Origin of the sequence: Streptomyces sp. NPDC093225 (assembly GCF_044753805.1) — a bacterium.
Classification (GTDB): domain Bacteria; phylum Actinomycetota; class Actinomycetes; order Streptomycetales; family Streptomycetaceae; genus Streptomyces.
Genome location: NZ_JBIVNX010000016.1, coordinates 39,103 through 62,075, shown reverse-complemented (window position 1 = coordinate 62,075; position 22,973 = coordinate 39,103). Strand labels below are relative to the sequence as shown.

Below are 22,973 nucleotides of genomic sequence, written 5' to 3'. Positions count from 1 at the left end.
CGGCGCGGTGTCACGCTCTACGAAGAGCTCGCCGGTCTGCGCGCGGTCGGTGCGGGTGGTCCTGTCGACTACGGCGATCTTGCCGGCTTCACGCCCAACCAGTACTGGTACAGCCCTGGCGGGGCCAGCCTGGCCAATGCCCTCTATCAGCTCGCATACACCCACCGGGATGGGAACGATGCGGTGGGTGCTGCCGGGGCGATGGTCGAGTGCGTTCGCGTGCACGAGCGTGTTTTTGCGGAAGTGCCGGAGCACAAGCCTGTGTTGGGCAAGGTGATGGTGACCGACTTGGTGGTTCTCAGGTCTGGGCTTCCGTGGGACGTGGCTCGTTTCTGGGCTCGGCGCGGTGTCACGCTCTACGAAGAGCTCGCCGGTCTGCGCGCGGTCGGTGCGGGTGGTCCTGTCGACTACGGCGATCTTGCCGGCTTCACGCCCAACCAGTACTGGTACAGCCCTGGTGGGGCCAGCCTGGCCAATGCCCTCTATCAGCTCGCATACACCCACCGGGAAAGCCACGAGTTCGTGACCGGCGCCCGCGCCATGGTGCAATGCGTCCACGTCCACGAGCGCGCGCTCGGCGGAGACCCGGAAATCAAACCCGTCCTCGGCAAGGTCGTGGTGAGCGATTTGGTCGTCGGGTTCAGGTCAGGACTCCCTCAGGACGAGGCCTGCCTCTGGGCCCGCCGCGGAGTCACCCTCTTCGAAGAGCTCGCCGGCCTGCGTGCACCCGGGGCCACGGATCAGGTCGACTACGGCGACCTCGCGCAGATCGTGCCCAACCAGTACTGGAGCGGATCCGGCGGTGCCGACCTGACCAACGCCCTCTACCAGCTCGCTCACACCCTGAAGGAGGCGAACGACCTTCCCGCAGGTGTCATCGCCATGCACCAGCGCGTGCGACTGTTCGAACGGCTCGTGGACGTTGATCCGAGCCGTTGGTCGAGCGCCCTGCACGACGCACGGACCGACGCGGCTGCTTTCGGCAGCTAGGACACCTCATGCAGCTATTGAGGTTGAACTCGTGGTGTCGCGACCAGACACCGGTAGTGCGCGGTGAGGAGCTACGCACAAGTGTGTCGGTGGCTCAGACTCGCAATGGTTGTGGACGCTCTGTCGCGAGCCGAACCGTTCGGACAAGTCGATCTACGGCGTGCCGGTCCGGCACATGAACGCGACCGCTTCGATCACCTGCCGGAAGTCACGTCATCGCCCATGCCGCTTAGGCAGCCGATCCGGCAGCAAGGGCTCAATGCGCGCTCACCCGGCGTCCGTCAACGGCAAACATCCAGCGATGATCAAATGCCCCTCAGGAACGGCCTTACCGCAGGCCTAGCGACGAGCACGAAAAGCCTTGACCCGCTTGGCCGACGCCGCCTTGACAAGACGCCGTTTCACACGAGGACCATACTGATCTCATAGGCATGAGGCCATCTGCCCGATCTTGCGTCGCGTCCACTCCGAATCAAACGATCTCAGACGCCGATCAACCCCGCATAGATGCAAGGCACGACTCTGCGCAAAATCGTTACGGAGGAACTGAGGCTTTCATGAAGCAGACATTGAATCTTGAATGGGCTCCCGCGACTGGAACGGCGCCGGGGAATGCGCTCGGGTGGTCACTGATCGCGGATGGCACGGTCTCGCATCCGGCGCTGACATCGACCAATCTGCAAGCGCAGATGCGAAGGACACGCTTCACGAGCAAGTCCGCCGCGAACGTGAGTGCCGGGCTCATCAGCAGCGATGCGCTCTGCTGGCGAGGAAATTCCACTGGCTTGGGTGGCTTTGTCTTCACGGCGCGCTTCAGTATGTCGAGCAACGTGGATCATAGCCGGGCCTTCGTTGGGCTGTCTTCGACGTCGTCCTCGCTCATGAGCGCCGAACCGAGCGTAGCCTCGGTGGACGCGCTCGGCATCGGGTTCGATTCGACCGATCGCTCCAGTGGAAACTGGACCCTAATTCGCAAAAATGCTTCGATGGGCGTCAAAGAGGCACTCGGTGCTACCAGAATCGCCAGCGCCTCGAACGGCCTCTCCCTTGAGACGCAGAACACGATCAACGTCGTGTCGACCTCTGGATTTCCACCGATGGGCACCGTTGCCGTCACGACCAGCGCCGGGGTGCAAACCGTAAATTACACGGGCGTCACGGCCACCTCTTTCACCAACTGCACCGGCGGTACGGGAGTGATGTCCGCGGATGGCCCGGGTGGCCCGGGTGGCGCCGTTGCCCTTGCCAGCACGCAGATCGCCGCAGGCTCGGGCGGAGAGTCCCTATCCCAGGCGACGACGATCAACGTCGCCTCGACCGCCGGCTTCGCCTCTTCCGGGATCGTGTACGTCACGACGAGCAACGGCAACCAGGTCGTCACCTACACGGGCAAGACGGGAACGTCGTTCACGGGATGCACGGGGGGTACGGGCACTATGTCGACGGGCGGAACGGTCACTGCCTCAGCCGCCTGGAGGAATATCAACGATGTCTACGATCTTACGATCAGCGCCGCGCCCAGCGGAACGCAGATAGTGGTTTCGCTGGTAAACGTCTCGACGGGCGCAGTCGTCCTGAGCAACGTCGCCTATCCGAGCAGCTTGCCGGCGAACACAGCGTTTCTCTACGCGCATGCCGAGATCGGCCCCGCCCAGGCGGGCGAGCCCACGAAGCTTGATCTCGCTGGGATGTCGCTCGTTGAGCGACGAGGAACGTCTCTCGGAACCCTGGAGCCGCTCGGCGGATGGTACGACGTCACGGATTACGGCGCGACGGGTGACGGCCAACGAGACGACACCGCCGCGATCAACGCGGCCATCCAAGCCGCGAAAAACCTTGTGACCTGGACAGGAGACCCTACGGCTGGCGGCAGAGTCTATTTCCCTCCCGGTACGTACCGTTGCACCGGCCAGATCCTGATCGACGGATCCGTGTCGCTTCAGGGGGCAAAGGGGGACGGGCCATATCCCGCCGTCACCCTGTTTTTTGACGAAAATATCACCGTTCCCCAAAATGGACTCGTCCGCCTCAAAATGGGCACCACGAGGACCGGCAGCAAGACTGGCGGATTTCTGACGATTTCAGAAATCGCGGTTGTGCAGAGGCGGACGCCCCAGCGAGACAAGCTGATGACGGTTGCCGGGATCTTGGTCAATGTCGCGTGTGTGCAGCTGCATAACGTCATGGTGTCCCAGATCCAGGGGCACGGGATCGAGATTACGAGCTCCGTAACCGATATCCCCTCCCGATCCGACAGGATTGCAGACTCGTGGCTGCTTTCCGGTCAAATTCGGCTTTCATCTAACGCTGGCCACGGCTTCTACACCCATGGCGAAGACTCCAGCGCGGGCGCGAGCGTCGGCCTCATCGATGCGCGTGGAAATGGCGGGTACGGAGTCTACGAGGACAGCTTCCTCGGCAACTATTACGCGGCGATCCACACTACGGCCAACGGGATCTGTCATTCGGACGCGGATCTGAACCATGAGCACGCAGACGAGTGGACGTGTGCTGCTACGGCTTTCATCACTATGGATGGCGTCCCAAATGCTGAAACGGGCCCCATACCATCCAACTCGAAGCCGATCTGGCAGTCGCAGAGTGTGGTCACGCAGCGCGGAGAGCTCTGCATCCCGACGTGGTCGAAAAATACTTGGTTCCTTTACCGGGCGACGCATATCGAGCCGGCCCCCAATAATAAAACAGGAGGGCTTGAACCTCAGTGGCCTAACGTTATCGGCGCCAAGGTTCCCGACGGTGGTGTGGAATGGACTTGCTGGCGCGAGCTTGGTGGGGCTGTCAGTAATGGCGCGAAGAGCGCACCGGAGGGGACCCTCTCAGTAAATCTGACAGAGTACGGAAGTATCTACGCTGAAGGCAATCAAAACCAGGTGTATCTTCGCGTACCCGCGCGCATTCCCGAGTCGAGCCCGTATGGACTGGAAGCCCGAAGTGCACCACCACGCACGAATATGCCGATCGAGATTCAGAACCCGTACCGGGTCGGCAACCATCTCGACCCAAGTAAGAGTCACACGTTCGTCGGCTTGGGCAGATGGGGTTTCGGTCATCGCCAGCCACTCGGAGTCGATCCTGACGTCATCTTTCGATGGGGCGCTAATAGAGATCCAGCGAGGCCGAATGATGTTGCCGGGGTATGGCTCGGAGATTTCAAGGAACACGAGTTCAGGTATCTCGGCAACGTTACCGACGGCATCTATCGATATGAGCAGCGATGGCGAACCGGCTTTGGTGCACCCTACCAAACTTGGCACTCATACCAGATCAACGGGACTCGGGGAGCACAGCTTCAGCCCGCAGCGTTCGTTGTCCCGTCTTTGTGGATCGGCAACCGGGTGGGGACGGCGCATGAGACGCGGATTGGCGCGGTGCACTCGCGGGACGTGGACGGGAAGCCGTATCTCGCCGACGCGAGCCTGTCGGGGTGCGGGTACTTCCCGTCGGGATCGATCCTCTTCAATAAGGATTATCCAAGGAACGGGCCCGTGGGGTGGATTGCCAAAGAGGATTGCGGCGTCGCCGTGGCTGGAGCCCAAGGCCTGTTTGGGTCCGCCGGATGGATCTGGGCCGGCCATGTATGCGAGGTGAACGACCACGGCGTATGGGTCGCGCTCAACCAGGGGCATGACCCCGGCTCTATGGACGCCTTCAATGCGCTGGAGTCGAAGCCAGGTAATACGTACAACACCGGTACAATCAATTGGAAGTGCGTTGGCACGAGTAGCGGCAACCCGAACTCGTGGGAAGACTTGGGCCCCACTACTTCGGCGACGAGCTGGTCGCATGTCGGCAACGCCCGTCGAAGGGAATACGAGAACATCGCCAACGTTCAGACCTCCGGTGCGACAGTCACAAGTCTGTTCACATGGGCGATTCCAGATGAAGCCGTGTCCACGATTACGGCCGAGGTAGAGGCCATCAAGACCGACGGGAGCGCGACCGCGTCCTACGTCCGTCGAGTGCGCATCAAACGAGACGGCGGCGTGGTTACCGTTGGTACCGTCGACACGACGTGGACCGACGAAGAGGCTGCTCTCGCCGGCTGCGACGTGACGATCGGCAACAGCGGGAACATGGGACACGTACGCGTTACCGGGATCGCGGCGACGCCGATCGCCTGGTCGTGCAAGGTCAAGCGCTCAGAAACGACACATGGCCCGTGACCCCTAGGGGAACGAAACGGGCCGTACCGAGTCTGTAGCCGTGTGGTTCAGGGGGAGACCTGTTCCGGTGAGGCATCCCTCGATGATGTCGCTGCGGTATTGGAGCCGGCGGAGGCCGCGTCGGAGTCGGCGTATGAGGTGGCTCGGGTCAGTGAAGGCCACGTTGGCCTGAGTGGTCCGGCGGAGGATCGACCAGATACCTTCCACGGGGTTGAGATCGGGTGCGTAGGGCGGCAGGTGGTAGACGGTGAGCCAGTCCTGCGCGTCGATGAAAGCCCTCATCCGCCGGTCTTTGTGGACATTCAAGTTGTCCCACACCAGGACGATGGGTGCGCCGAGCTGCTGGTGAGCGGCGACGAGGAGGTTTCGGTACTCGCTCCAGGCGAAACTTTTGCGGCCTCCACTCTTGTGATCACCATGGTGTTTGGGCCGGTAGATCAGGCGGGAGCGTTCGCCGGGTCTGTAGCAGCACAGGGCGGCGATGGAAAGGCGGCGCTGGGAACGGCTGCGGACCCGGATGACGGGTGTGCTGCCGCGCCGGCTCCAGGTGCGGGAGGTCGGCGGCGTCATCGAGAAGCCGGCTTCGTCCTCAAAGGCGATCCAGGCCTCGAGCGCCGCCGCGGTGTTTCCACGTGCGGCCACACTTCCTCCACCCAGCCGGCCACCGTCGCCTCGTCACGCTCGACCGCACGACGGGCCGGAACCTGATGACTCCAACCACGTCTGCGCAGCATCTGCGAGATCCCCGAGAGTGTCATTGACTTGTGGGAACCGTCGCCCGATAAGAATCTTGATCCTGGCGACCGAAACCCGCTTGGGCCAGCAGCCTTCCAGGCATGCCGCCACCGCTGGACCGACCGGATGCTGACCCGTAACTCCTTTGCGATGTCCGTACTGCCCCGCCTGGCGGCGAACATCACCGCTGCTCCATCCGGATCCGCTCGCGGAAGGCTTGCCTCTCCGGGGTCAGACCCCCACCCTGCGGATACCTCATACACCCGGCATGCCGCGACGATCACCGATTGCCATCTCCCACGACAACCGGCCTTCAAAGTCAGTAACGACGTCCAGTGGACCTTGGTCGCCGCTACTGCTCATAGGCGACGCTGAACCCCTGGGTCGTCTCGCCGTATCTCTTCAGCTGGTCCCGGAGCGTGGTTGCAGCCAGTGGTACTCGGCGTTCCAACTCTTCCCAGCGGACGAAACGCAGTCGCTTGGGCATGACAACGAGACCGGTGACCGCATCCCAGAACGCGTCCCAGTTCATGCCGTAGATCGAGGGGAAAGCGAGCTCTCGCTTGAGGACCTCATGGAGATCACGGTCGCTGCGCACCGAACCGACGTCGATCACCACCTCAGGGTTCGGATCGTGCGTCGGCTCTTCGGGAGTTCCCCAGAAGGATGGGAGCCACCAGCACAGGGCTGAACCATCATCAGGCCAAGGACGGCGGTCTTCGCCCACGAACTCCTCGAAGAAGTCGGTGGCCGGGTCGATCGGGCGCCACCCTGGGGCGAGAGGTTCGTCATCTGCCGGGGGCCGGACAAACCGCCGCCCTCGCTGATCGCAGGCACCATAGGCCCGGAAGTTCTGCTGAGCCTCGGCGAGCGACCATTGATTGGCGCCACCCGGCCTGAACGGCCAGCGGAACTGCACCGGGTCGTCTTCCCAGGAGCAGACTGGGCAGATGGCATAGGAACCGGGCCACCCATCTTCAACATCGAAGACGAGATGACCACAGCAGGGGCAGGGGCGGCGCGTATCCACAGGGCCAGTCTGGTCTGTGCCCTGAACAGCGGCGACTCCGTTTCTTGGGAACAGTCACTTCCGGGCCGGAAGCGCAGCAATCGGATATGCGATGGACTCGTCGAAGGGGGTGCGGCTCTGGGCGCAGTGGTGGAGCTGGCTGTGCATCCGGTTGAACAGGGGTGCCGCAGAGCGTGCATGTGCCCGTCCCCTCCTGCCTGGCGGCGCCGGTCGTGGGCGTCTGCGCCGGGTGAACCGCGGCTCGTGGTCAGTACACCTAGGGCGCGGCGGCCGTGCGTAGGCCCAGGGTGATCAGCACGGCCGCGGTGCCGCGGGCCAGGGCCGCCTTCGCGCGCGGGCGGCGCAGCAGGGCCGCCGCCCGGCCCACCAGGCCCGCCCAGAGGCCCAGCCACGCGACCATGAGGGCGGCGTGCGCGGAGGCCAGCACCAGCACCTGGCCGGCCAACGGCCGCCCGGGCGCCACGAACTGGGGCACCAGGGTCAGGTAGATCGAGGCCGCCTTGGGGTTGAGGACGTTCCCCAACAGCGCCTGCACGTACGGGGAGTTCCCGCCCCGCACCGGTCGCAGGAGGCGCGGGAGCCGCGACCGGGCCGGGGCGGGGGCCGGCCCCCGCCCCGGAGCGGAGGCCCGGGCGGATCCGGTGGCGGGCGCCGCGCAGGTGGCGCCGTACCAGGTCCACAGCCCCAGCCCGACCAGGTAGCAGGCACCCGCCAGCCGCACCGCCGCGAAGGCCCGGCCGGAGCTCGTCACCAGGGCGGACAGGCCGGCCACGGCCAGGCCCGCGTGCACGTACAGGCCCGTCACCGTCCCCAGCGCCAACGGTACGGCGCGCCGGCGCCCGCCCTCCGACACGTGCCGGACCAGCAGCGCGAAGCTCGCGCCGGGCGTGGCGACCAGGGGCAGCAGCGCGGCCAGGAACCCCGCGACGGCGTACGGGTCCGCGCCCGCCCCGCTCACGGCACCACGCGGTAGTGCGTGGTCAGCCGCCCCTCCTCGTCCAGGACGTGGTACGCGAGGCCGGGCGGCTGCTCGCGGTCGGCCACCCCCTGGCCCGCGTCCTCCCACGGCAGCCGCAGGGTCCAGGTGACGGCGGGGCCGACCAGCAGCGGGCGGCCGGCGAAGGTCGACGCGGCGGCCGTGTGCGCGTGGCCCGTCAGGACCGCGGCCACCGCCGGGTGCCCGTCGAGGAGTGCGGCCAGCCGCTCGGGTCGTTCGAGCAGGTAGCGGTCCGGGAGCGGGTGGTGCAGGCGGACCGGCGGCTGGTGGAAGGCCAGCAGCGCGCGGGTGCCCCGGGCGAGTCCGCCGAGCGTGGCGTCGATCCAGGCGACGGTCTCGTCGTCGAGCAGTCCGTGGTCCTCGCCCGGCACGGTGCTGTCCACCATCAGGACGGCGGTGTCGCCGATCCGGTGCACGCGGTTGACCGGCCCCGCGGCGGGCTCCTCGCCCAGCAGGGCCTTGCGGTACGCCGGTCGTGCGTCGTGGTTGCCGGGACAGGTCAGGACGGGGAACGGGGCGTCCAGCAGCCGGGCCGCCTCCTCGTACTCCGTCTCGGTGCCGTGGTCGGCGATGTCGCCGGTGACCAGCAGCGCGTCGACCGGCCGGGGCAGGGCCCGCAGGTGGTCCATGACGCGCGCGGTCCGCTCGGTGGCCCGTGCGGTGCCGTCCAGGTGCAGGTCGCTGATCTGAGCGAGCAGCAGAGACAACTCTCCCCCTAATGGAAAACGGGTGTTTACCGTTAGCGATCACGACCCTAGACTGATCGTGCGGGCGGCCGCAAGGAAGCGCCGGCCCGCCCGGCGGGTGTCGGGAGCGAGCGGGGCGGCCCCGGAGGGCCGCGGGAGAGGCGGGGTGACGGGCCGTGGAGCGGTGGCTGGCACTGGAGCTGGCGGGCACGGTCCGCCACGACGGCGACGGCGGTGTGGCCGACGACCTGGACACCGTCGAGGGCCTGGCCCACTGGCTGGCCGGCCGACCCGAACTCGCCGCCGCCGCACCGGCGGCGGACGAGCGGCTGCGCTCCGAGGTCGTCGCCCTGCGTCAGGCGGTACGGGCCCTGTTCGCGCGCGCGGTCCATCCGGCCCCGCCGAGCCGCGCGGACGCCCACCGGCTGCTGCCGGTCGGGGAGGCGCTGGAGCGGCTCAACGCGGCGGCCGCCAGGGAGCCCGTCGTCCCCCGGTTGAGCTGGCCCGCCGAGGCGCCGCCCGAGGCCCGCCTCGTACCGGTGCACGCGGCCTCGGACCCGGCGGGGGCGGACGTGGTGGCGGCGGGGGTTCCGGCGGGCGCGGCGGCGACGCCGGGCGGGCCGGGGCGGGCGGCCGGAGCGGCGTACGCCGCGGACTCCGGCGCGGTGGCCGCCGAGCTGGCCCGCGCCGCGATCGCCTTCCTCTCCGGGCCCCGGAGCGGACAGTTGCGGTCCTGCCAGGCGCCGCGCTGCGTGCGCTACTTCCTCCAGAGCCACGGCCGCCAGGCCTGGTGCAAGCCCTCGTGCGGCAACCGGGCCCGGGTCGCCCGGCACGCCGAACGCCGGCGCTCGGAACCGCCGTCGGCGTGACGCCGTCGACGTGCCGGCCTCGACATGACGCCTTCGCCGTGGAGCCCTCGCCGTGAAGCCCTCGTCATGACGCCGCCGCCGTGCCGCGTTCGAGTGCCGTCCCGCCCGCCCGCGGGGTGGGGCCGGGGGTGCGGCGCGCGGACGGGTTCCCGGCGCGCCATGCCGCGCGGGGCGGGTGCCACCGGGATACTCCCGCTCATGGCAGAGACGTTTGAGCACAGGCCCGCGGTGTGGACCGCGGCCCGGCTGCGCGAAGCGCTGGCGGACCTCCCCGCGGACACCCCGATCCACATCGGCGTCGCCGACGCCCCCGGTGACTTCGACGAGTACGGCGACTACGTGCTCGTGGCCGCCGAACCCGTCGAGATCGACGTCGCGGACGAGGCGACGGAGGTGCAGTTCACCCTCTTCGCCGATGCCAGGGCCGGGGTCTACTTCGCCGACCTGGACTGACCGAACAGCGCACGGGCCGCGGCGACGACCACGTCGGGCCGCTCCTCGTGCAGGTAGTGGCCGGCGCCCGGTACCACCTCGACCCGCAGGTCGTCCGCGTACCGCTCGCCGCCGGCCAGCACCCCCGGCGGCAGCACGAAGTCCTCGGCCCCGGCGAGGATCACCGTCGGCACCGTCAGCCGCGCCGCCTTGTCCCGGCCCCGCAGGAGCGCCGGTACGTCCCGCAACGCGTAGGCCCGGTGCAGCAGTTCGCCCGCCCGGGCCCGCGCGGGCTCGGCACCGGAGCGCAGGTACTCGGCCACCGCCGCCGGGTCCCACCCGCGCCGGTCGACGTACCCCTTGCGCAGCAGGAACCGGGCGAAGCCGGGCCGGCGGCGCAGCACCCACCGGCCGAGCCCCGGGAACTCCAGCACCGAGGTGTACCAGTACCGCCAGGCCTGCGGCGCCAGTCGGCGGTGCAGCGGCCAGGGGTGCACCATGTTCAGGGCGAGATAGGCGCTGATCCGCTCGGGCGCGCGCAGGCACAGCCGGAAGCCCGCCCACGCGCCCCACTCGTGCCCGATCAGGCCCACCCGCTCCAGGCCCAGCGCGTCCAGCAGCGCCAGTACGTCGGCGACGCGGGTGTCGGTGTCGTACCCCGAGGCCGGAGCCTGTGACCAGCCGAAGCCGCGCAGGTCCACGCAGATGAGGCGGTGCTCGCGGGACAGGTCGGGGACCAGGTGCCGCCACGCGTACCAGTGCTGGGGGAAGCCGTGCAGGAGGACGAGCGGATCGCCCGCCCCCGCCTCGGCGACGTGCAGGGTGACGTCCCCGACCTTCACCCACCGGTGCGTGACGCCCGGCACCTCGGGCAGCGGCGCGGCCCCGGCGGGGGCTCCCCGGACGGCGGACGCCGGGCCGTTTCCGGGCCCTTCGTGGCCGGGTCCTTCGTGCGCCGGTCCGGCGTGTGACGGACCCTCGTGTGCCGGTCCCTCGTGGGTCGTGGTGGTGCGGTGGTCCATGCGACTCCTCCTGCCTGATGCGGCAGCCGTGCGGCGGCCGCGAAGGGGCGGTGGGCCCCTCGCCGCTACGTCAGGAGGCGCCGAACCCGGCAGACGTTCCCAGGGATCTTCCGCCGAAGCGCCGGCGGACCGTACGGCCGTCCCTGCCACGAGACGCCCGGCGGAACCGTCAGCGGACTTCCCGGGGTCCCGGGGGAGTGCGGACGCCCCGTCGCGCCCTCTGAGGGGTGAAGCCCGCAGACGACGGAGGAGAGACCAGCGATGCCCGCGCCGACCCCGACAGCCCCGCCCGCGCCCCGCGAGCGGCACGCCCCGGCCACCCGCGACGGCGACGGGACCGCCGCCGGCACCCCCGCGGCCGATGCCCGGTTCGCCCGCGCCGGAGCGCTCGTGCGCGCCGCGCGGGACGGGGACGTCCTGGCCCTGGACGAGCTCATCGACCTCATGACCCCCTACATCACACGGGTGTGCCGCCCCATCGCGCTCGACGAGACGCCCGACGCGGTGCAGGAGACCCTGATCGCGCTCTTCCGCGGGCTGGACCGGCTGGCCGACCCCGACGCCTGCTACGCCTGGGTCCGGACCGTCGCGGTACGGGAGGCCGTACGGGTGCGGCGGCGGGCGCGGCGCGTCGAGCCGGTCGCCGACCCGGCGGACGTACCCAGCCCGGAGGACCACGAACTCGTCGTCCACGTCCACGACGTGCTGCGCCGGCTGCCCGCGGCGCACCGCGAGGTCCTCGTGCTGCGGGAGCTCGCGGGGCTGGGCGAGCGGGCCGCGGGCGAGCTCCTGGACCTGCCGGGCGGCACGGTCAAGTCCCGGCTGCACCGCGCCCGGGCAGGGTTCAGAGAAGCCTGGCGGGCCTGACGCTGCAGGGCGGGGCTGGGCGGGGCTGGGCGGGGCGAGGTGGGGGCGCCGGGCGGTGTCGAGGTCGCCGTGCGGTGCCAGGGGCACCCGGCCGGGGGGCGCGGGAACGGCCGCGGTGGCCCGGCCGTTGGGAGGACATGGGGCCGAAGGCACGCGCAGGACACCACGGGACGGGGCCCGGGGCGATCACCCCGGACGGCTGCGCCGTCGACATGTACGCCCGCCTGCCGGCGGGGGAGGAGCCCGACGTCGTGGCCGCCGAGGTGCCGCCGGGCGGCCGGATCCTCGAACTCGGCTGCGGCGCCGGGCGGGTCACCCACCCCTTGGTGGAGCGGGGCTTCCGGGTGACCGCGGTGGACGAGTCGCGCGAGATGCTCGACCGGGTGCGCGGAGCGCGGACGGTGTGCGCCACGATCGAGGACCTCGACCTCGGTGAGACCTTCGACGCCGTCCTGCTCGGCTCCTACCTGGTCCACACCGCGGACCTCGCGCTGCGGCGGGCCCTGCTGCGCACCTGCGTCCGGCACCTCGCGCCGGGCGGCCGCGTGTTGATCCAGCGGGAGGGCGCGGACCATCACACGGACGTGCCGCGCGAACGCGTCGACCCGCGCGGGTTCACCGTCCGGATCGCCTCGGACGAGCCGCTCGGCGACGGCGTGCACGCGGTGCACGTCGAGTACGTGTTCCCGGACGCGGTCTGGACCCAGACCTTCCGGACCCGCCCGCTCACGCGGGAGGGGTTCGAGGCGGCCCTGGCGGAAGCCGGCCTGACGGCCGACGCCTACCTGACACCGGACGGGATCTGGGTCCGGGCGGTCGCCGGCCGGCCGGGCGCGCCCGGCTGACGCGCACGTCCCGTAGGGGCTGCGGATAGCATGCGCGTCATGACCAAGATCACCGTACGGGCCGCCCGGCGCGAGGACCTCCCGGAGATCGTCGCCATGCTCGCGGACGACGAACTCGGCGCGACCCGCGAGTCGCCGGACGACCTCACGCCGTACGAGGCCGCGTACGACCGCCTGGCCGTCGACCCGAACCAGCTGCTGGTCGTCGCCGACCGCGGGGGAGAGGTCGTCGGCACCCTGCAGCTCACCGTCGTCCCCGGCCTGTCCCGCAAGGGCGCGACCCGCTCCGTCATCGAGGGGGTGCGGGTGCACCGCAGCGAGCGCGGCCGGGGTCTGGGCGCCCAGCTCGTCGAATGGGCCGTCGAGGAGTCCCGCCGGCAGGGGTGCCAGCTCGTGCAGCTGACCTCGGACCTCACCCGCACCGACGCCCACCGCTTCTACGAGCGCCTCGGTTTCACCGGCTCCCACCTGGGCTTCAAGCTCCAGCTCTGACCGCGGGCGCGGGACCGCCCGCGCGGATCCGGCGCCGCTCCCGCTCCCGCTCCCCCTCCCGCACGGGTGGTCGGGGGAGCGAACGGTTCCGGCCGTCCGGGGTGCGGACCGGGCCACGCGCGCCCGCCTGCCCCCGGCCGGGGCGCGGCGGGTGCCAGACTGGGCGGGTCGGTTCGGCGGCGTACGTTCCCGGAGGTGTCACGGCGTGGCATTCGGTGCCCAGGAGTCCTTCCCCGTCATGCGCCCCGCGGTGCGGGAGACCTACGGTCCGTCGGATCTGAGCAGGGAGCCGGTCTTCGCCGGCGGGTTCATCAACTTCGGCTACTGGAGCGCCGTCGACCTGACGGCCCCGCTCGGCGAGGCGGAGCGCATCCGCAGCCAGCAGGACCTCTACCGGCACGTCCTGGACGCCGCCGGACCGCTCGGTGGGCAGCGCGTCCTCGAAGTAGGCTGCGGGCTCGGCATGGGCTGCACCCTGGCCCTGCGCGAGCGCGGGCCGGCCGCCGTCACCGGCATGGACATCCACCCCGCCCAGCTGGAGCGGGCCCGCGACGCCCACGCCGGCCTCCTGGAGGAGGCGCCGGGGCGGCTGCGGTTCGTCCGGGGAGCGGCCGAGGGGATGCCCTTCGGGGACGGCGAGTTCGACGCGGTCGTCAGCGTCGAGGCCGCCCAGCACTTCCCGGACCTGGCCGCCTTCGCGGCGGAGACGGCCCGGGTGCTGCGCCCGGGCGGACGGGTCGCGGTCGCCAGCTTCTTCGCCGCGGACGACGGGGCCGGCCGGGCCGCGGAACTCGCCCAGCTGCTGGACACCTTCGCGAACGGCCTGGACATCGCCCGCCCCGTGACGGCCCTCACCGGCGCGCTCACCGCGGCCGGCCTCGCCGACGCCCGGGCCGGTTCCATCGGCCCCCAGGTGTGGGCGGGTTGGGATACCTGGCTGGCCCGGTCGTGGGCGCCGGACACGTGGCCGCGGAACTTCCTACGGGCCTACGAGCGGGGGATCCTCGACTACCACCTCGTCACGGCCCACCGACCGCCGGCTCCCTGAGCCACTGCCCTTGCCGCCAGCCCCGCCGCCCGCCCGCCAGCCGCCCGCCACCGCCGTCCGACCGCAGCCGTCGCCCGCCGCCGGCGTGGCCGTCCGCGCGCGGCTCACCCGCGCGGAGCGCCCTGCCAGCGCCACCGCGTCACGCGCTCCCGCCCGGGCAGTTCGCCCCGGCCGGTCGCCCACAGCAGGGTGGCCCACGGGTCGGCGCCGGCGGGGGCCTCGGGGAACAGCCGCGCCAGCACGCGGGCGCACACCGCCGCCGGGGCCCGCCAGTCGAGCCCGAGCCCCAGGGCGAGGTCCTCGGCGTGCACGAACAGCTCGACGAGGCCCATGGCCGCCGAGCCCTCGGCGTCCACCGTCCCGAACACGTGGTGGGCGCGCGCCTGCGGTGCCGCCGTCCGCACCATCGCCACGTGCAGCGCGCCGCACGCCTCGAGCACCTGCACCACCCCGGCGGGTCCGCCGTCGCGTTCGGCGAAGACGACGTTCGCCGGCTTGCCCGGAGCGGTGCGGCGGTAGACGAACGGCACGTCGGAGTCGGCGTGCGGGGTCTGCGGGCCCAACTGGGCGGCGTACGCGAAGAGGTCGTCCGCCAGGTGCTCGGCGGTCTCCCAGCAGGTCCACTCCAGGGTGCCGGCGGGCCGGTCCCAGTCCGCGGCGAGCGCGGCGGGCGCGCGGAGCAGCGCGGTGACCAGCCGGACCCCCTCGGCCAGGTCGTCGGCCGTCACGGGGCCCGGGGCGGCGGGGCGAAGCGCAAGATCATGATCGGACACCCGGCCGAGCCTAGGGGTTCGGCCCGCGGCCGGCCACCCGTTCGGCGCGACCCGCTCCTGCCGGCCGGGCTCCCGCCGGCCGGCCCGGCCGCGCACGATCCGCCCGCCGCCCGTCCGGCGGGCCGGGGGGGCGTCAGCTCTGCCGGCGGATCAGGTCCTCCAGCGAGCCCTCCGGCACGGACCCTTCGGGGGTGAGCTTGTCGACGGCCGCGGGGAGCGTGCGGGCCAGTTCGTCGGCGGCCTCCTCGGGGGAGACGCCGGCCTGCTGTGCCACGTGGTCCAGTGCCTGGTAGGGCAGTGCCTGCGCGACCTCGGGGCCGGTGACCTCCTGGTTGCCGCCCGTGCCGATCCACGAGTCGGCCTGCGCGCCCAACCCGCCCTCTTTCAGGGTGTCCAGCAGCGCCCCCAGAGGGTTGCTGCCCGCGCCGTGCGTGCCGGCCCCGCCGAGGGAGGTGAGCAGCGCCCCCAGCAGTGCCCCCCCGCCCTTGCCGCCCTGCCCGCCGAGCAGTCCGCCGAGCAGACTTCCCAGGTCGTTGCCCATCGCCGTCGCCTTCCTCGCGTCCTGACGTCCTGACGTCCACCCCGTTATACGAGCCGCTCCCCGCCACGCCGTCCCGGCGAGGCCCCTCGCCCCGGCGCGTTCACCCGTCAGGGGGCGGCGGGTCGGTCAGGCCGTCGGCGCGGCCGCGGTCGTGGGGGCGACCGGCAGGGTCGGGCCGGGGGAGCCGGCCGTGCCGGGGCGGCGGAACCCCTTGACGGTCAGATAGCCGGCCAGGGCCAGCTCCCACGCGAAGACCGGGACCGCGGCCAGGGAACCCCACGGGGACAGCTGCGGGTAGGCGCCGAAGAGGACCGCGGTCGCGGAGGCCAGGATCAGCGGGCCGCCCACCAGTCCGAGGACGGCGATGGGGCGCGGGACCAGCCGCGACCGGTACATCAGCAGGGCGGCCAGCACGGTGTTGGCACCGAGGACGAAGTTCGGTCCGAGCAGGAACGTCCAGTCGTGCACCGCCACCAGTGCGCCGCCGACCGTCCGCAGCGCGTCCCCGTCCGGACCGGCCGCCCCCGCCCCGTCGCGGCGCAGCGTCACCACCGCCAGCAGGCTGACGATCCCGATGCAGATGACGGCCGCCTCCAGCGTGCGCAGCGCCGCGTAGCCGAGCGCGAGGCCCTCGCCGTGGCGGCGGACCACGGGGAAGAGGGTGACCGCCGTGCCGACGATCGCCAGGGCGAGACCCACCTCGAAGAGGGCGCCCAGCAGTACGGGGGTGTCCGGGCCGCGTCCGGTGACGTACTCCGCGTGCTGGAGCAGCGGCTCGTAGAGGACGAGGGCACCGATGGACGTGACGTGGGTGACGAAGAAGCACAGGCCCGCGGCGAGTGCGAGCTTCCTGGACGAGGTCACGGGGACTCCCTGGGACACGGGGGTTCGGCCCGCGGCGGTCGCCGTCGACGGGACCACCGGGCGAGGTGTACGGCGTACACCTCCGTTCGCACGGTAGGGTGTACGACGTACACCAGTCAAGCGGTGGCCGGTCGGAGACCGGCCCTGACAGGAGGCGGGCGGACCATGGACCGGCCGAGTGGGACCGCGCGCCGGGCGCCCCTGAGCAGGGAGCGCGTACTGCGCGCCGCCGTGGCGTACGCGGACGGCGCCGGCATCGACGCGCTGAGCATGCGCGGCCTCGCCCAGGAGCTGGGCGTCGTGCCCATGGCGCTCTACAAGCACGTGGCCAACAAGGACGAGCTCCTCGACGGCCTGGTCGACGCGGTGCTCGCCGAGATCGCCCCGCCGGTCGTGGACGGCACCTGGAAGGCAGCCGTCCGGGAACGGATCCTGTCGGCCCGTCAGGTGCTGCTGCGCCACCCCTGGGCCGCCCGGGTCATCACCTCGCGCGCCGCTCCGACCCCCGGCGCGCTGGCCTACCTCGACTCGGTCATCGGGACCCTGCGCGGCGGCGGGCTGTCCGTGGACCTCGCCCACCACGCGATGCACGCCCTCGGAAGCCGCGTCCTGGGCTTCACGCAGGAACTGGTGCCCACCGGGGTGGGGACGACTCCGGGCGCGGAGACCGGTGCAGGTGCCGGTGCCGGCACCACGGCCGACTCCGGTGGCGAGGTCGGCGGCGACGGCGGCGGGGGCGACCCCGCGGCGGCCGGGATGCGCGAACTCGCCGCCCGGTACCCGCACATCGCCGCCGTCGTCGCCGACCGCACGCACGACGGTGCCTCGGTGGTGGGGGCGGGCTGCGACGACCAGTTCGAGTTCGAGTTCGCCCTCGACCTCCTCCTGGAGGGGATCGAACGCCTCCACCGGCAGGGTTGGACCTCCGCCACCGCCGGCCGCGCCTGAGGGGGCGCGCCCCGGGCATGTCCGGGAGCCGTCTGAGTACGCGTACGGATGCGGCCCGCGGCCGACCCGCGCCACGATGCCCGCATGACCAACTCCCCCACAGGGGCGGGCGGTCGGACCCGCTCCGCCGTCCCCGTCCTCGTCGTCCTGACCGGGTTGCTGCTCGCGCCGCTGTGCGCCGCCTTCTGGTGGGCCGTGAACAGCGCCATCGAGCACAAGAGCGGCACCGACTGGGCCGGCAACCACGCGACGAAGGTCGGACTCGAGCACGCCGCCATGCTGCTCGCCGGACTACCGCTGTTCGGCCTCGCGGCCGGCTGGACGGGCGCCACCGTCCTGGGACGCCGCCCGGCGGTCGGGGCCGCGGCGGGGGCGCTGCTCGGCACGGCCGGGGTGTGGGTCGTCGGCATCGGCGCGGTCTTCAGCGCCCTGAGCAACTGGACCTTCGAGTTCTGACCCCGTGGGCCCGGCTTGATCCGTAAGACCCCCGCCAGGGGGTGCGGCGGCGGTGTGCGGGTGGGCGTCGGCGACGGCGCCACCCGTCCGGTGCCGAGGGCCCGTCCGCGACAATGGGCGGATGCGATACGCGATTCTCGGCAGTGCCCAGGTGGTACGGGACGACGGCAGCCCGGTCGACCTCGGCGGGGCACGGCTGCGCGCGCTCGCCACCGCGCTGGCCCTGCGGCCCGGCCGGGCCGTGCCCGCCGGGACGCTGGTCGCCGAGATCTGGGACGGCGCGGAGCCCGCGGACGCCGTGGCCGCGCTCCAGGCACTGGTCGGCCGGCTCCGCCGCGCCCTCGGCCACCACCACGTGCTGTCCGAAACCGGTGGCTACCGGCTCGCCGCGGACCGCGAGTCCGTGGACGCGTACCGCCTCGACCGCCTCGCCCGCGAGGGCGCCGCCGAGCTGGCCGCCGGGCGTCCGGCCCGGGCCGCCGCGCTCTACGACGAGGCCCTCGCCCTCTGGCGCGGCCCCGCCCTGGCCGACCTGCCCCAACCGGGCGCCGAGGCGGCCCGGTGGGAGGCGGTGCGCCGAGACGCCCACCGCGGCCGGATCGCCGCCGCGCTCGCGCTCGGCGAGGCGGACCCGGCGCTGCGCGAACTGACCGTGCTGTGCGCCGACCACCCGTTCGACGAGCCCCTGCAGGCCCTGCGGATCCGCGCCCTGCGCGCCGCGGGACGGCCCGCCGAGGCCCTGGTCGCGTACGAGGACGTCCGCCGTGCCCTCGCCGAGCAGCTCGGCACGGACCCCGGCCCGGAACTCCGGGCCCTGCACGGCGAACTCCTCGCCCCCGACCCGGCAGCGCGGCCGACGCCCGCCACGACCCGCCCCGGATCCGCCCCGACGCCCGACACCGGAACGGCGACGGCACCCGCCACCGCGCCCGCAGCCGGTGCCGCGTCGGCGCCGGGCACCGGGACCGGGGTGACGACGGGCGACGGGACACCGCCGGGCACCGGCGCCGAAACGGCGACGGCGACGGCCACGGCAACTGCGACGGCCACGGCAACTGCGTCGGGCACCGGACGGTCCGGGCCCGTGACCGCCCCGACCCGCCCCGCCGGCAACCTGCGGGCCCGCCTGACGACGTTCGTCGGGCGCGAGGAGGACATCCGGGTCGTCGCCGAGGACCTCGGCGCCGCCCGGCTCGTCACGCTGCTCGGACCCGGCGGCTCGGGCAAGACGCGGCTGTCCCTCGAAGCGGCCGAGGCCCTCGGCCGCAGCGCCGGTCGCGACGGCACGTGGCTCGTCGAACTCGCGCCCGTGGACGCCCCCGAGGACGTACCCGAGGCGGTCCTCGCCGCGCTCGGCGCCCGCGAGACCAAGCTGCGCGGTGCCGCCGCCGAGGAACTGCGCGCCCTGACGGACCGCACCGGCGGTGACCCGCTGGCCCGGCTGCTCGACCACTGCGCCCCGCTCGAACTCCTGATCGTGCTCGACAACTGCGAGCACCTCGTCGCTGCCGCCGCCGACCTCGCCGAGGCCCTGCTCACGCACTGTCCCGGCGTGCGCGTCCTGGCCACCAGCCGCGAGCCCCTCGGCGTCCCGGGCGAGGTCACCCGCCCGGTCGAACCGCTGCCGGACCCGGTCGCCCTCCGCCTCCTGCAGGACCGCGGGGCCGCCGCCCGCCCCGGCTTCCGCACCGCCGACGACCCCGAGGCGGCCGCCGAGATCTGCCGCCGCCTCGACGGCCTGCCCCTCGCCATCGAACTCGCCGCGGCCCGGCTCCGGATGCTCTCACCGCGCCAGATCGCCGACCGGCTCGACGACCGCTTCCGCCTCCTGACCAGCGGCGCCCGCACCGCGCTGCCCCGCCAGCAGACGCTGCGCGCGGTCGTCGACTGGTCGTGGGAGCTCCTCGACGAGCCCGAACGCACCGTCCTGCGCCGCCTGTCCGTCTTCGCCGGCGGCTGCGACCTCACCGCCGCGGAGGCCGTCTGCGCCACGCCGGGGGACCGCTTCGACGTACCGCACGTGGTGGGTTCCCTCGTCGACAAGTCCCTGGTCGTGGTCGCTCCCGCGGACGACGGCCAGATGCGCTACCGGCTGCTGGAGACCGTCGCCGAGTACGCCGCGGAGCGCCTCACCGCTGCCACGGCGGAAGCCGCACCCGCTTCCGGCCCCGCACCCGCTCCCGGCCCCGTCGCCGCCTCCGAAGCCGACCCCGCTTCCGACGCCGCCGTCCTCTCCGAAGCCGCCACCGTCTCCGGCGAAGGCCCCGACCGGGCTGCCACCGAGGCCCGCCACCTCGTCCACTACCGCGAACTGGCCCGGACCACCGAGCCCCTGCTGCGCGGCCGCGACCAGCGTGCCGCCGACGCCCGGTTCACCACCGAGTACGAGAACCTGCGGACCGCCCTGCGCCGGGCCGCCGCCGCGGGACAGGCCGACGAGGTGCTGTGCCTGGTGCACAGCCTCTCCTGGTACTGGCTGATGCACGACCTGCGCACCGAGGCCCGCCACTGGTCCGACGCGGCCGCCGCCCTCGGCCCCGACCCCTTCGCGCGGCCCGTCGTCCCCGCCCTGCCGGTGTACGAGAGGCTGCTCGACACGCCTCCGCCGTACCACGGCGAGGTGCGGACGGAAGGCTGGCGCGGCGTCCAGATGATCCGCTTCGCCGCCCGCAGCGACCAGGGCGGCGGCGAGTGGTGGACCGAGGACTGGCCCGCCCGGGTCGACGGCGTGCTCGCCGCCTACAGCCCAGGTCTGCCGCAGCTCAGCCGCCACCCCGGCGGCCTGTGGGTGTACGCCGTGATGCTGACCGGCGACGGCGAGCTGCTGCGCCGCCACGTCGACGCGGCCGTCGAGACCTGCCGGGCGGGCGACCACCAGTGGGAGCTCGCGGCCGCCCTCCAACTGCGCGCCAACATCCTCGCCAACCGGGCCGACTGGGCGCAGGGCGCGGCCCGCGACGCCGACGAGAGCCTGGCTCTGTTCCGTCGGCTCGGCGACGACTGGGGGTGCGCCGAGGCCCTTTCCGCCCGCGCCGAGTCGCGCGAGAAGCACGGGGAGTTCGCCCTGGCCGCGGCGGACTACCGGGCGGCCGTCCGGCACGCGCGCCGGCTCGGCGCGCACGCCCAGGTGACCGTCCTTGAGGTCCGGCTGGCCGGCACCCTCTCCGAACAGGGGCCCGCCGAGCAGGAGGAGGGCGAGCGGATGCTGCAGCGCATCCTGGAGGACCCCCCGCGGTTCGGCAACGAGGCCCTGCCGGCCGCCCGCATCTTCTTCGCCGTGCGCCTGGGCCGGACCGGCCGGCACGCCGAGGCGCGCGCCCAACTGGAGACCCTGCAGAGCGAGTTCCCGCTCGGCTCGTACGCGGTCTTCGACGGGTTCCTGCTCGGAGCCCTCGCCTGGCTGGAGAACCTCGAAGGCCGGTACGAGGAGGCCCTGGCGGTCGTGCGCCGCACGCTCGTCACGGTCCACGACAGCCTCATGCGGATGGTCATACCGCAGATGGCCGCGGTCTGCTTCATGACCGCCGCGGAGGCCCTCGCCGGGCTCGGCGGCCCCGACCGGTCCGTCACGGCGGCCCGGCTGCTCGGCGCCTACGAGGCCCAACTCCCCGCCGGACACGTGCCCGTGACCACGGAGCGGCAGAGCGCCACCCGGACGGAGGCGCTGCTCAGGGCCGCCCTCGGGGACGCGGCGTACGAGGCCGCGCACGCGGAGGGCACCGCACTCGACCAGGACCGGGCCACCGCGCTCGTGTGACGCGCGCGGCGGCGGAGATCAGCCCCGGCCCTTGGGCGGCCAGTAGTTGTGGACGGGGAAGACCCGGACCGAGACCTTCTCGGGATCGCTGGGCCAGCCCAGTTCGACGGCGAGCGGCATCATGCGCTCGGTGAACGCGTTCATCTGCTCCTCGGTGTCCCAGACGTCAAAGACCTCCAGGCCCTCGCCGGTGGGCACGCACGTGTGGGACACGCAGCCGTCGAAGATCTCCGGTGTCTCCTGGAGCTTCGCGTTCAGGGCGTCGTACTGGTCGGTGCTGATGCCGGGGAGCGCGGCGTGGACGAGGACCGCCATTTGGCCCTTCCCTCCTCGTGACGTCGGACGCGGGGCCCGCCCGGTCGCCCGGTGGCGGCCGGAGCCCCATCGCCCAGGACACCACGCCCCGAACCGGACGGCATCCGGACGGCGGCCGGTCGGCCCTGGACCTCACCGGGGTGCCGGGCCGCCCCCCGCCCCGTCGAGGAAGTCGGCGATCAGCCGGTTCGTGGGCTCGGGCAGGGCGGTGGGGAGCGCGAAGTGGGTCAGGCCGGGCAGGACCTCGACCCGGGCGTGCGGGACGGACGCCCGGGCGCGGACGGCGATCCGGGCCGCGTCGTGCACGGCGCTCCGCTCGGCGAGCAGGACCAGCAGCGGGGCCCGCAGCCCCGCCGGGTCCAGTCGCCGCCCCGTGACCGGCCGCCGACCGGCGAAGGCCTCGGCCGCCAGGGCGTACAGGCGCTGCCACTCCGGGTCGGTCCGGGTCCCCGCCGTCTCCCGCGCCACGAAGCGCAGCGCGCGGGTCCGCGTCGGCCGCGCCAGCAGCGGCAGCGAGCGCAGCAGGAACCCCGCCCGGAAGCCGCCGAAGCACTGCGTCGGGTCCAGCAGCACCAGCCGGTCCACCCGGCCCGGCGCGTACAGGGCGTACGAGGTGGCGATCCAGGCCCCGTACGAGTGCCCCAGCAGGCGCGCCCGCGCCACGCCCAGGCCGTCGAGCACGGCGTCGAGCCAGGCCGTCAGGTCGCCGGGGCCGCCCAGCGGCCGGCCGGCCGGGACGCTGCGTCCGGCGTCCCGCAGGACGTCGACGGCGAGCACGCGGTGGCGCGCCCCCAGCGCCCGGGCGTTGCCGAACCAGACGGTGCCGGTGGCACCGCCGCCGTGCAGCAGGACCAGCGGGGGCGCCTCGGGCGGCCCGTAGGCGTGGACGCGGGTGCTGCCGTACGGGGTCGGCACGTCCAGCTCGCGCGTGCCGTCCGGCCAGCGGGCGAGCAGGGCGTCGTAGGCGGCGGAGAACTCCTCTTGCGCGGACACGCGAACCCCCGTCTGCGGTCGTGGTCCCGCCGGTACCCGATCACGTACGGGCGGATCGGCGCCGACCCTACCCGGGCCCGCTCGCGAAGATCACGCCGGCCCCCGGCCGACTCCGCACCGGCCGGCCGG

General features: G+C 72.5%; 22 protein-coding genes. 11 read left to right on the top strand and 11 right to left on the bottom strand.

Features of this window, described 5'->3' with window-relative positions:
- Positions 1-990, top strand: a 990-nt coding sequence (locus tag ACIQCH_RS17075) for a hypothetical protein (protein WP_402581547.1), incomplete at its 5' end; no start/stop codon positions are given.
- A gap of 557 nt (positions 991-1,547) precedes the next feature.
- The gene (locus ACIQCH_RS17070) at positions 1,548-5,174 is read left to right on the top strand and encodes a glycosyl hydrolase family 28-related protein (protein ID WP_402581546.1); all 3,627 of its coding nucleotides are present in this window, start codon (positions 1,548-1,550) and stop codon (positions 5,172-5,174) included.
- Between the two features lie 3 nt (positions 5,175-5,177).
- On the opposite strand, the gene ACIQCH_RS17065 is transcribed toward ACIQCH_RS17070, so the two are convergent.
- From ACIQCH_RS17065 to ACIQCH_RS17045, 5 genes are all read right to left on the bottom strand, one after another.
- Entirely contained in the window at positions 5,178-5,744 is a 567-nt protein-coding gene (locus ACIQCH_RS17065; RefSeq protein WP_402581693.1) for a transposase, read from the bottom strand.
- Positions 5,741-6,091 (bottom strand): winged helix-turn-helix domain-containing protein, encoded by a 351-nt coding sequence (locus ACIQCH_RS17060; protein ID WP_402581691.1) that lies wholly within the window; start codon positions 6,089-6,091, stop codon positions 5,741-5,743. The genes ACIQCH_RS17065 and ACIQCH_RS17060 overlap by 4 nt, the downstream gene beginning before the upstream one ends.
- Positions 6,092-6,261: 170 nt before the next feature.
- Positions 6,262-6,939 carry a CPCC family cysteine-rich protein gene (locus tag ACIQCH_RS17055; protein ID WP_402581544.1) on the bottom strand — a complete coding sequence of 226 codons (678 nt, stop codon included), beginning with the start codon at positions 6,937-6,939 and terminating at the stop codon, positions 6,262-6,264.
- Positions 6,940-7,195: 256 nt separating this feature from the next.
- On the bottom strand, positions 7,196-7,897 hold the full coding sequence (locus ACIQCH_RS17050; RefSeq protein ID WP_402581542.1) for a LysE family translocator: 702 nt from the start codon (positions 7,895-7,897) through the stop codon (positions 7,196-7,198).
- Complete coding sequence (locus ACIQCH_RS17045; RefSeq protein WP_402581689.1) at positions 7,894-8,637, bottom strand: metallophosphoesterase; 744 nt, start codon at positions 8,635-8,637, stop codon at positions 7,894-7,896. The genes ACIQCH_RS17050 and ACIQCH_RS17045 overlap by 4 nt, the downstream gene beginning before the upstream one ends.
- 161 nt (positions 8,638-8,798) lie before the next feature.
- On the opposite strand from ACIQCH_RS17045, the gene ACIQCH_RS17040 reads away from it, so the two are divergent.
- Positions 8,799-9,491, top strand: coding sequence for an ABATE domain-containing protein (locus ACIQCH_RS17040; protein ID WP_402581540.1), 693 nt, complete (start codon positions 8,799-8,801; stop codon positions 9,489-9,491).
- 198 nt (positions 9,492-9,689) lie between these two features.
- On the top strand, positions 9,690-9,944 hold the full coding sequence (locus tag ACIQCH_RS17035) for a DUF6225 family protein (RefSeq protein WP_402581538.1): 255 nt from the start codon (positions 9,690-9,692) through the stop codon (positions 9,942-9,944).
- On the opposite strand, the gene ACIQCH_RS17030 is transcribed toward ACIQCH_RS17035, so the two are convergent.
- Positions 9,923-10,945 carry an alpha/beta fold hydrolase gene (locus ACIQCH_RS17030; RefSeq protein ID WP_402581536.1) on the bottom strand — a complete coding sequence of 341 codons (1,023 nt, stop codon included), beginning with the start codon at positions 10,943-10,945 and terminating at the stop codon, positions 9,923-9,925. The genes ACIQCH_RS17035 and ACIQCH_RS17030 overlap by 22 nt on opposite strands.
- Before the next feature lie 261 nt (positions 10,946-11,206).
- On the opposite strand from ACIQCH_RS17030, the gene ACIQCH_RS17025 reads away from it, so the two are divergent.
- From ACIQCH_RS17025 to ACIQCH_RS17010, 4 genes are all read left to right on the top strand, one after another.
- Positions 11,207-11,812, top strand: a complete 606-nt coding sequence (locus ACIQCH_RS17025; RefSeq protein WP_402581534.1) for an RNA polymerase sigma factor — start codon at positions 11,207-11,209, stop codon at positions 11,810-11,812.
- A 137-nt stretch (positions 11,813-11,949) separates the two neighbouring features.
- Positions 11,950-12,657, top strand: coding sequence for a class I SAM-dependent methyltransferase (locus ACIQCH_RS17020; RefSeq protein WP_402581532.1), 708 nt, complete (start codon positions 11,950-11,952; stop codon positions 12,655-12,657).
- A gap of 39 nt (positions 12,658-12,696) precedes the next feature.
- A complete protein-coding gene (locus ACIQCH_RS17015; RefSeq protein WP_402581530.1) occupies positions 12,697-13,149 on the top strand; it encodes a GNAT family N-acetyltransferase in 453 nt (150 codons plus the stop codon).
- A gap of 205 nt (positions 13,150-13,354) precedes the next feature.
- A complete protein-coding gene (locus ACIQCH_RS17010; protein ID WP_402581529.1) occupies positions 13,355-14,197 on the top strand; it encodes a class I SAM-dependent methyltransferase in 843 nt (280 codons plus the stop codon).
- A 104-nt stretch (positions 14,198-14,301) separates the two neighbouring features.
- On the opposite strand, the gene ACIQCH_RS17005 is transcribed toward ACIQCH_RS17010, so the two are convergent.
- The 3 genes from ACIQCH_RS17005 to ACIQCH_RS16995 all read right to left on the bottom strand — a co-directional run bounded on the left by ACIQCH_RS17005 (position 14,302) and on the right by ACIQCH_RS16995 (position 16,375).
- Positions 14,302-14,970, bottom strand: coding sequence for a hypothetical protein (locus ACIQCH_RS17005; protein ID WP_402581527.1), 669 nt, complete (start codon positions 14,968-14,970; stop codon positions 14,302-14,304).
- Between the two features lie 133 nt (positions 14,971-15,103).
- Entirely contained in the window at positions 15,104-15,511 is a 408-nt protein-coding gene (locus tag ACIQCH_RS17000) for a YidB family protein (RefSeq protein ID WP_402581525.1), read from the bottom strand.
- A gap of 126 nt (positions 15,512-15,637) precedes the next feature.
- Positions 15,638-16,375: a DUF4386 domain-containing protein gene (locus ACIQCH_RS16995; protein ID WP_402581523.1), complete on the bottom strand. Its 738-nt coding sequence runs from the start codon at positions 16,373-16,375 to the stop codon at positions 15,638-15,640.
- A 165-nt stretch (positions 16,376-16,540) separates the two neighbouring features.
- On the opposite strand from ACIQCH_RS16995, the gene ACIQCH_RS16990 reads away from it, so the two are divergent.
- From ACIQCH_RS16990 to ACIQCH_RS16980, 3 genes are all read left to right on the top strand, one after another.
- Positions 16,541-17,323 (top strand): TetR/AcrR family transcriptional regulator C-terminal domain-containing protein, encoded by a 783-nt coding sequence (locus tag ACIQCH_RS16990; protein WP_402581521.1) that lies wholly within the window; start codon positions 16,541-16,543, stop codon positions 17,321-17,323.
- Positions 17,324-17,407: 84 nt separating this feature from the next.
- Positions 17,408-17,779, top strand: a complete 372-nt coding sequence (locus ACIQCH_RS16985; RefSeq protein WP_402581519.1) for a hypothetical protein — start codon at positions 17,408-17,410, stop codon at positions 17,777-17,779.
- A gap of 121 nt (positions 17,780-17,900) precedes the next feature.
- Positions 17,901-21,536 (top strand): AfsR/SARP family transcriptional regulator, encoded by a 3,636-nt coding sequence (locus ACIQCH_RS16980; RefSeq protein WP_402581517.1) that lies wholly within the window; start codon positions 17,901-17,903, stop codon positions 21,534-21,536.
- Between the two features lie 18 nt (positions 21,537-21,554).
- Here ACIQCH_RS16980 and ACIQCH_RS16975 read toward each other — a convergent pair whose 3' ends face one another.
- Both ACIQCH_RS16975 and ACIQCH_RS16970 read right to left on the bottom strand, forming a co-directional pair.
- Positions 21,555-21,851 carry a hypothetical protein gene (locus tag ACIQCH_RS16975; RefSeq protein WP_402581515.1) on the bottom strand — a complete coding sequence of 99 codons (297 nt, stop codon included), beginning with the start codon at positions 21,849-21,851 and terminating at the stop codon, positions 21,555-21,557.
- 132 nt (positions 21,852-21,983) lie between these two features.
- Positions 21,984-22,844: an alpha/beta hydrolase gene (locus ACIQCH_RS16970; RefSeq protein WP_402581513.1), complete on the bottom strand. Its 861-nt coding sequence runs from the start codon at positions 22,842-22,844 to the stop codon at positions 21,984-21,986.
- Positions 22,845-22,973 lie beyond the last annotated feature (129 nt).

Bases quoted from the DNA above. Each gene is read 5' to 3' on its own strand.
- ACIQCH_RS16985 (WP_402581519.1), top strand. From the start codon at position 17,408: ATGACCAACTCCCCCACAGGGGCGGGCGGTCGGACCCGCTCCGCCGTC.
- ACIQCH_RS16980 (WP_402581517.1), top strand. From the start codon at position 17,901: ATGCGATACGCGATTCTCGGCAGTGCCCAGGTGGTACGGGACGACGGC.
- ACIQCH_RS17020 (WP_402581532.1), top strand. From the start codon at position 11,950: ATGGGGCCGAAGGCACGCGCAGGACACCACGGGACGGGGCCCGGGGCG.
- ACIQCH_RS16975 (WP_402581515.1), bottom strand. From the start codon at position 21,851: ATGGCGGTCCTCGTCCACGCCGCGCTCCCCGGCATCAGCACCGACCAG.
- ACIQCH_RS17070 (WP_402581546.1), top strand. From the start codon at position 1,548: ATGAAGCAGACATTGAATCTTGAATGGGCTCCCGCGACTGGAACGGCG.
- ACIQCH_RS17000 (WP_402581525.1), bottom strand. From the start codon at position 15,511: ATGGGCAACGACCTGGGAAGTCTGCTCGGCGGACTGCTCGGCGGGCAG.
- ACIQCH_RS17030 (WP_402581536.1), bottom strand. From the start codon at position 10,945: ATGGACCACCGCACCACCACGACCCACGAGGGACCGGCACACGAGGGT.
- ACIQCH_RS17035 (WP_402581538.1), top strand. From the start codon at position 9,690: ATGGCAGAGACGTTTGAGCACAGGCCCGCGGTGTGGACCGCGGCCCGG.
- ACIQCH_RS17015 (WP_402581530.1), top strand. From the start codon at position 12,697: ATGACCAAGATCACCGTACGGGCCGCCCGGCGCGAGGACCTCCCGGAG.
- ACIQCH_RS16990 (WP_402581521.1), top strand. From the start codon at position 16,541: ATGGACCGGCCGAGTGGGACCGCGCGCCGGGCGCCCCTGAGCAGGGAG.
- ACIQCH_RS17025 (WP_402581534.1), top strand. From the start codon at position 11,207: ATGCCCGCGCCGACCCCGACAGCCCCGCCCGCGCCCCGCGAGCGGCAC.
- ACIQCH_RS17060 (WP_402581691.1), bottom strand. From the start codon at position 6,091: ATGTTCGCCGCCAGGCGGGGCAGTACGGACATCGCAAAGGAGTTACGG.
- ACIQCH_RS17065 (WP_402581693.1), bottom strand. From the start codon at position 5,744: ATGACGCCGCCGACCTCCCGCACCTGGAGCCGGCGCGGCAGCACACCC.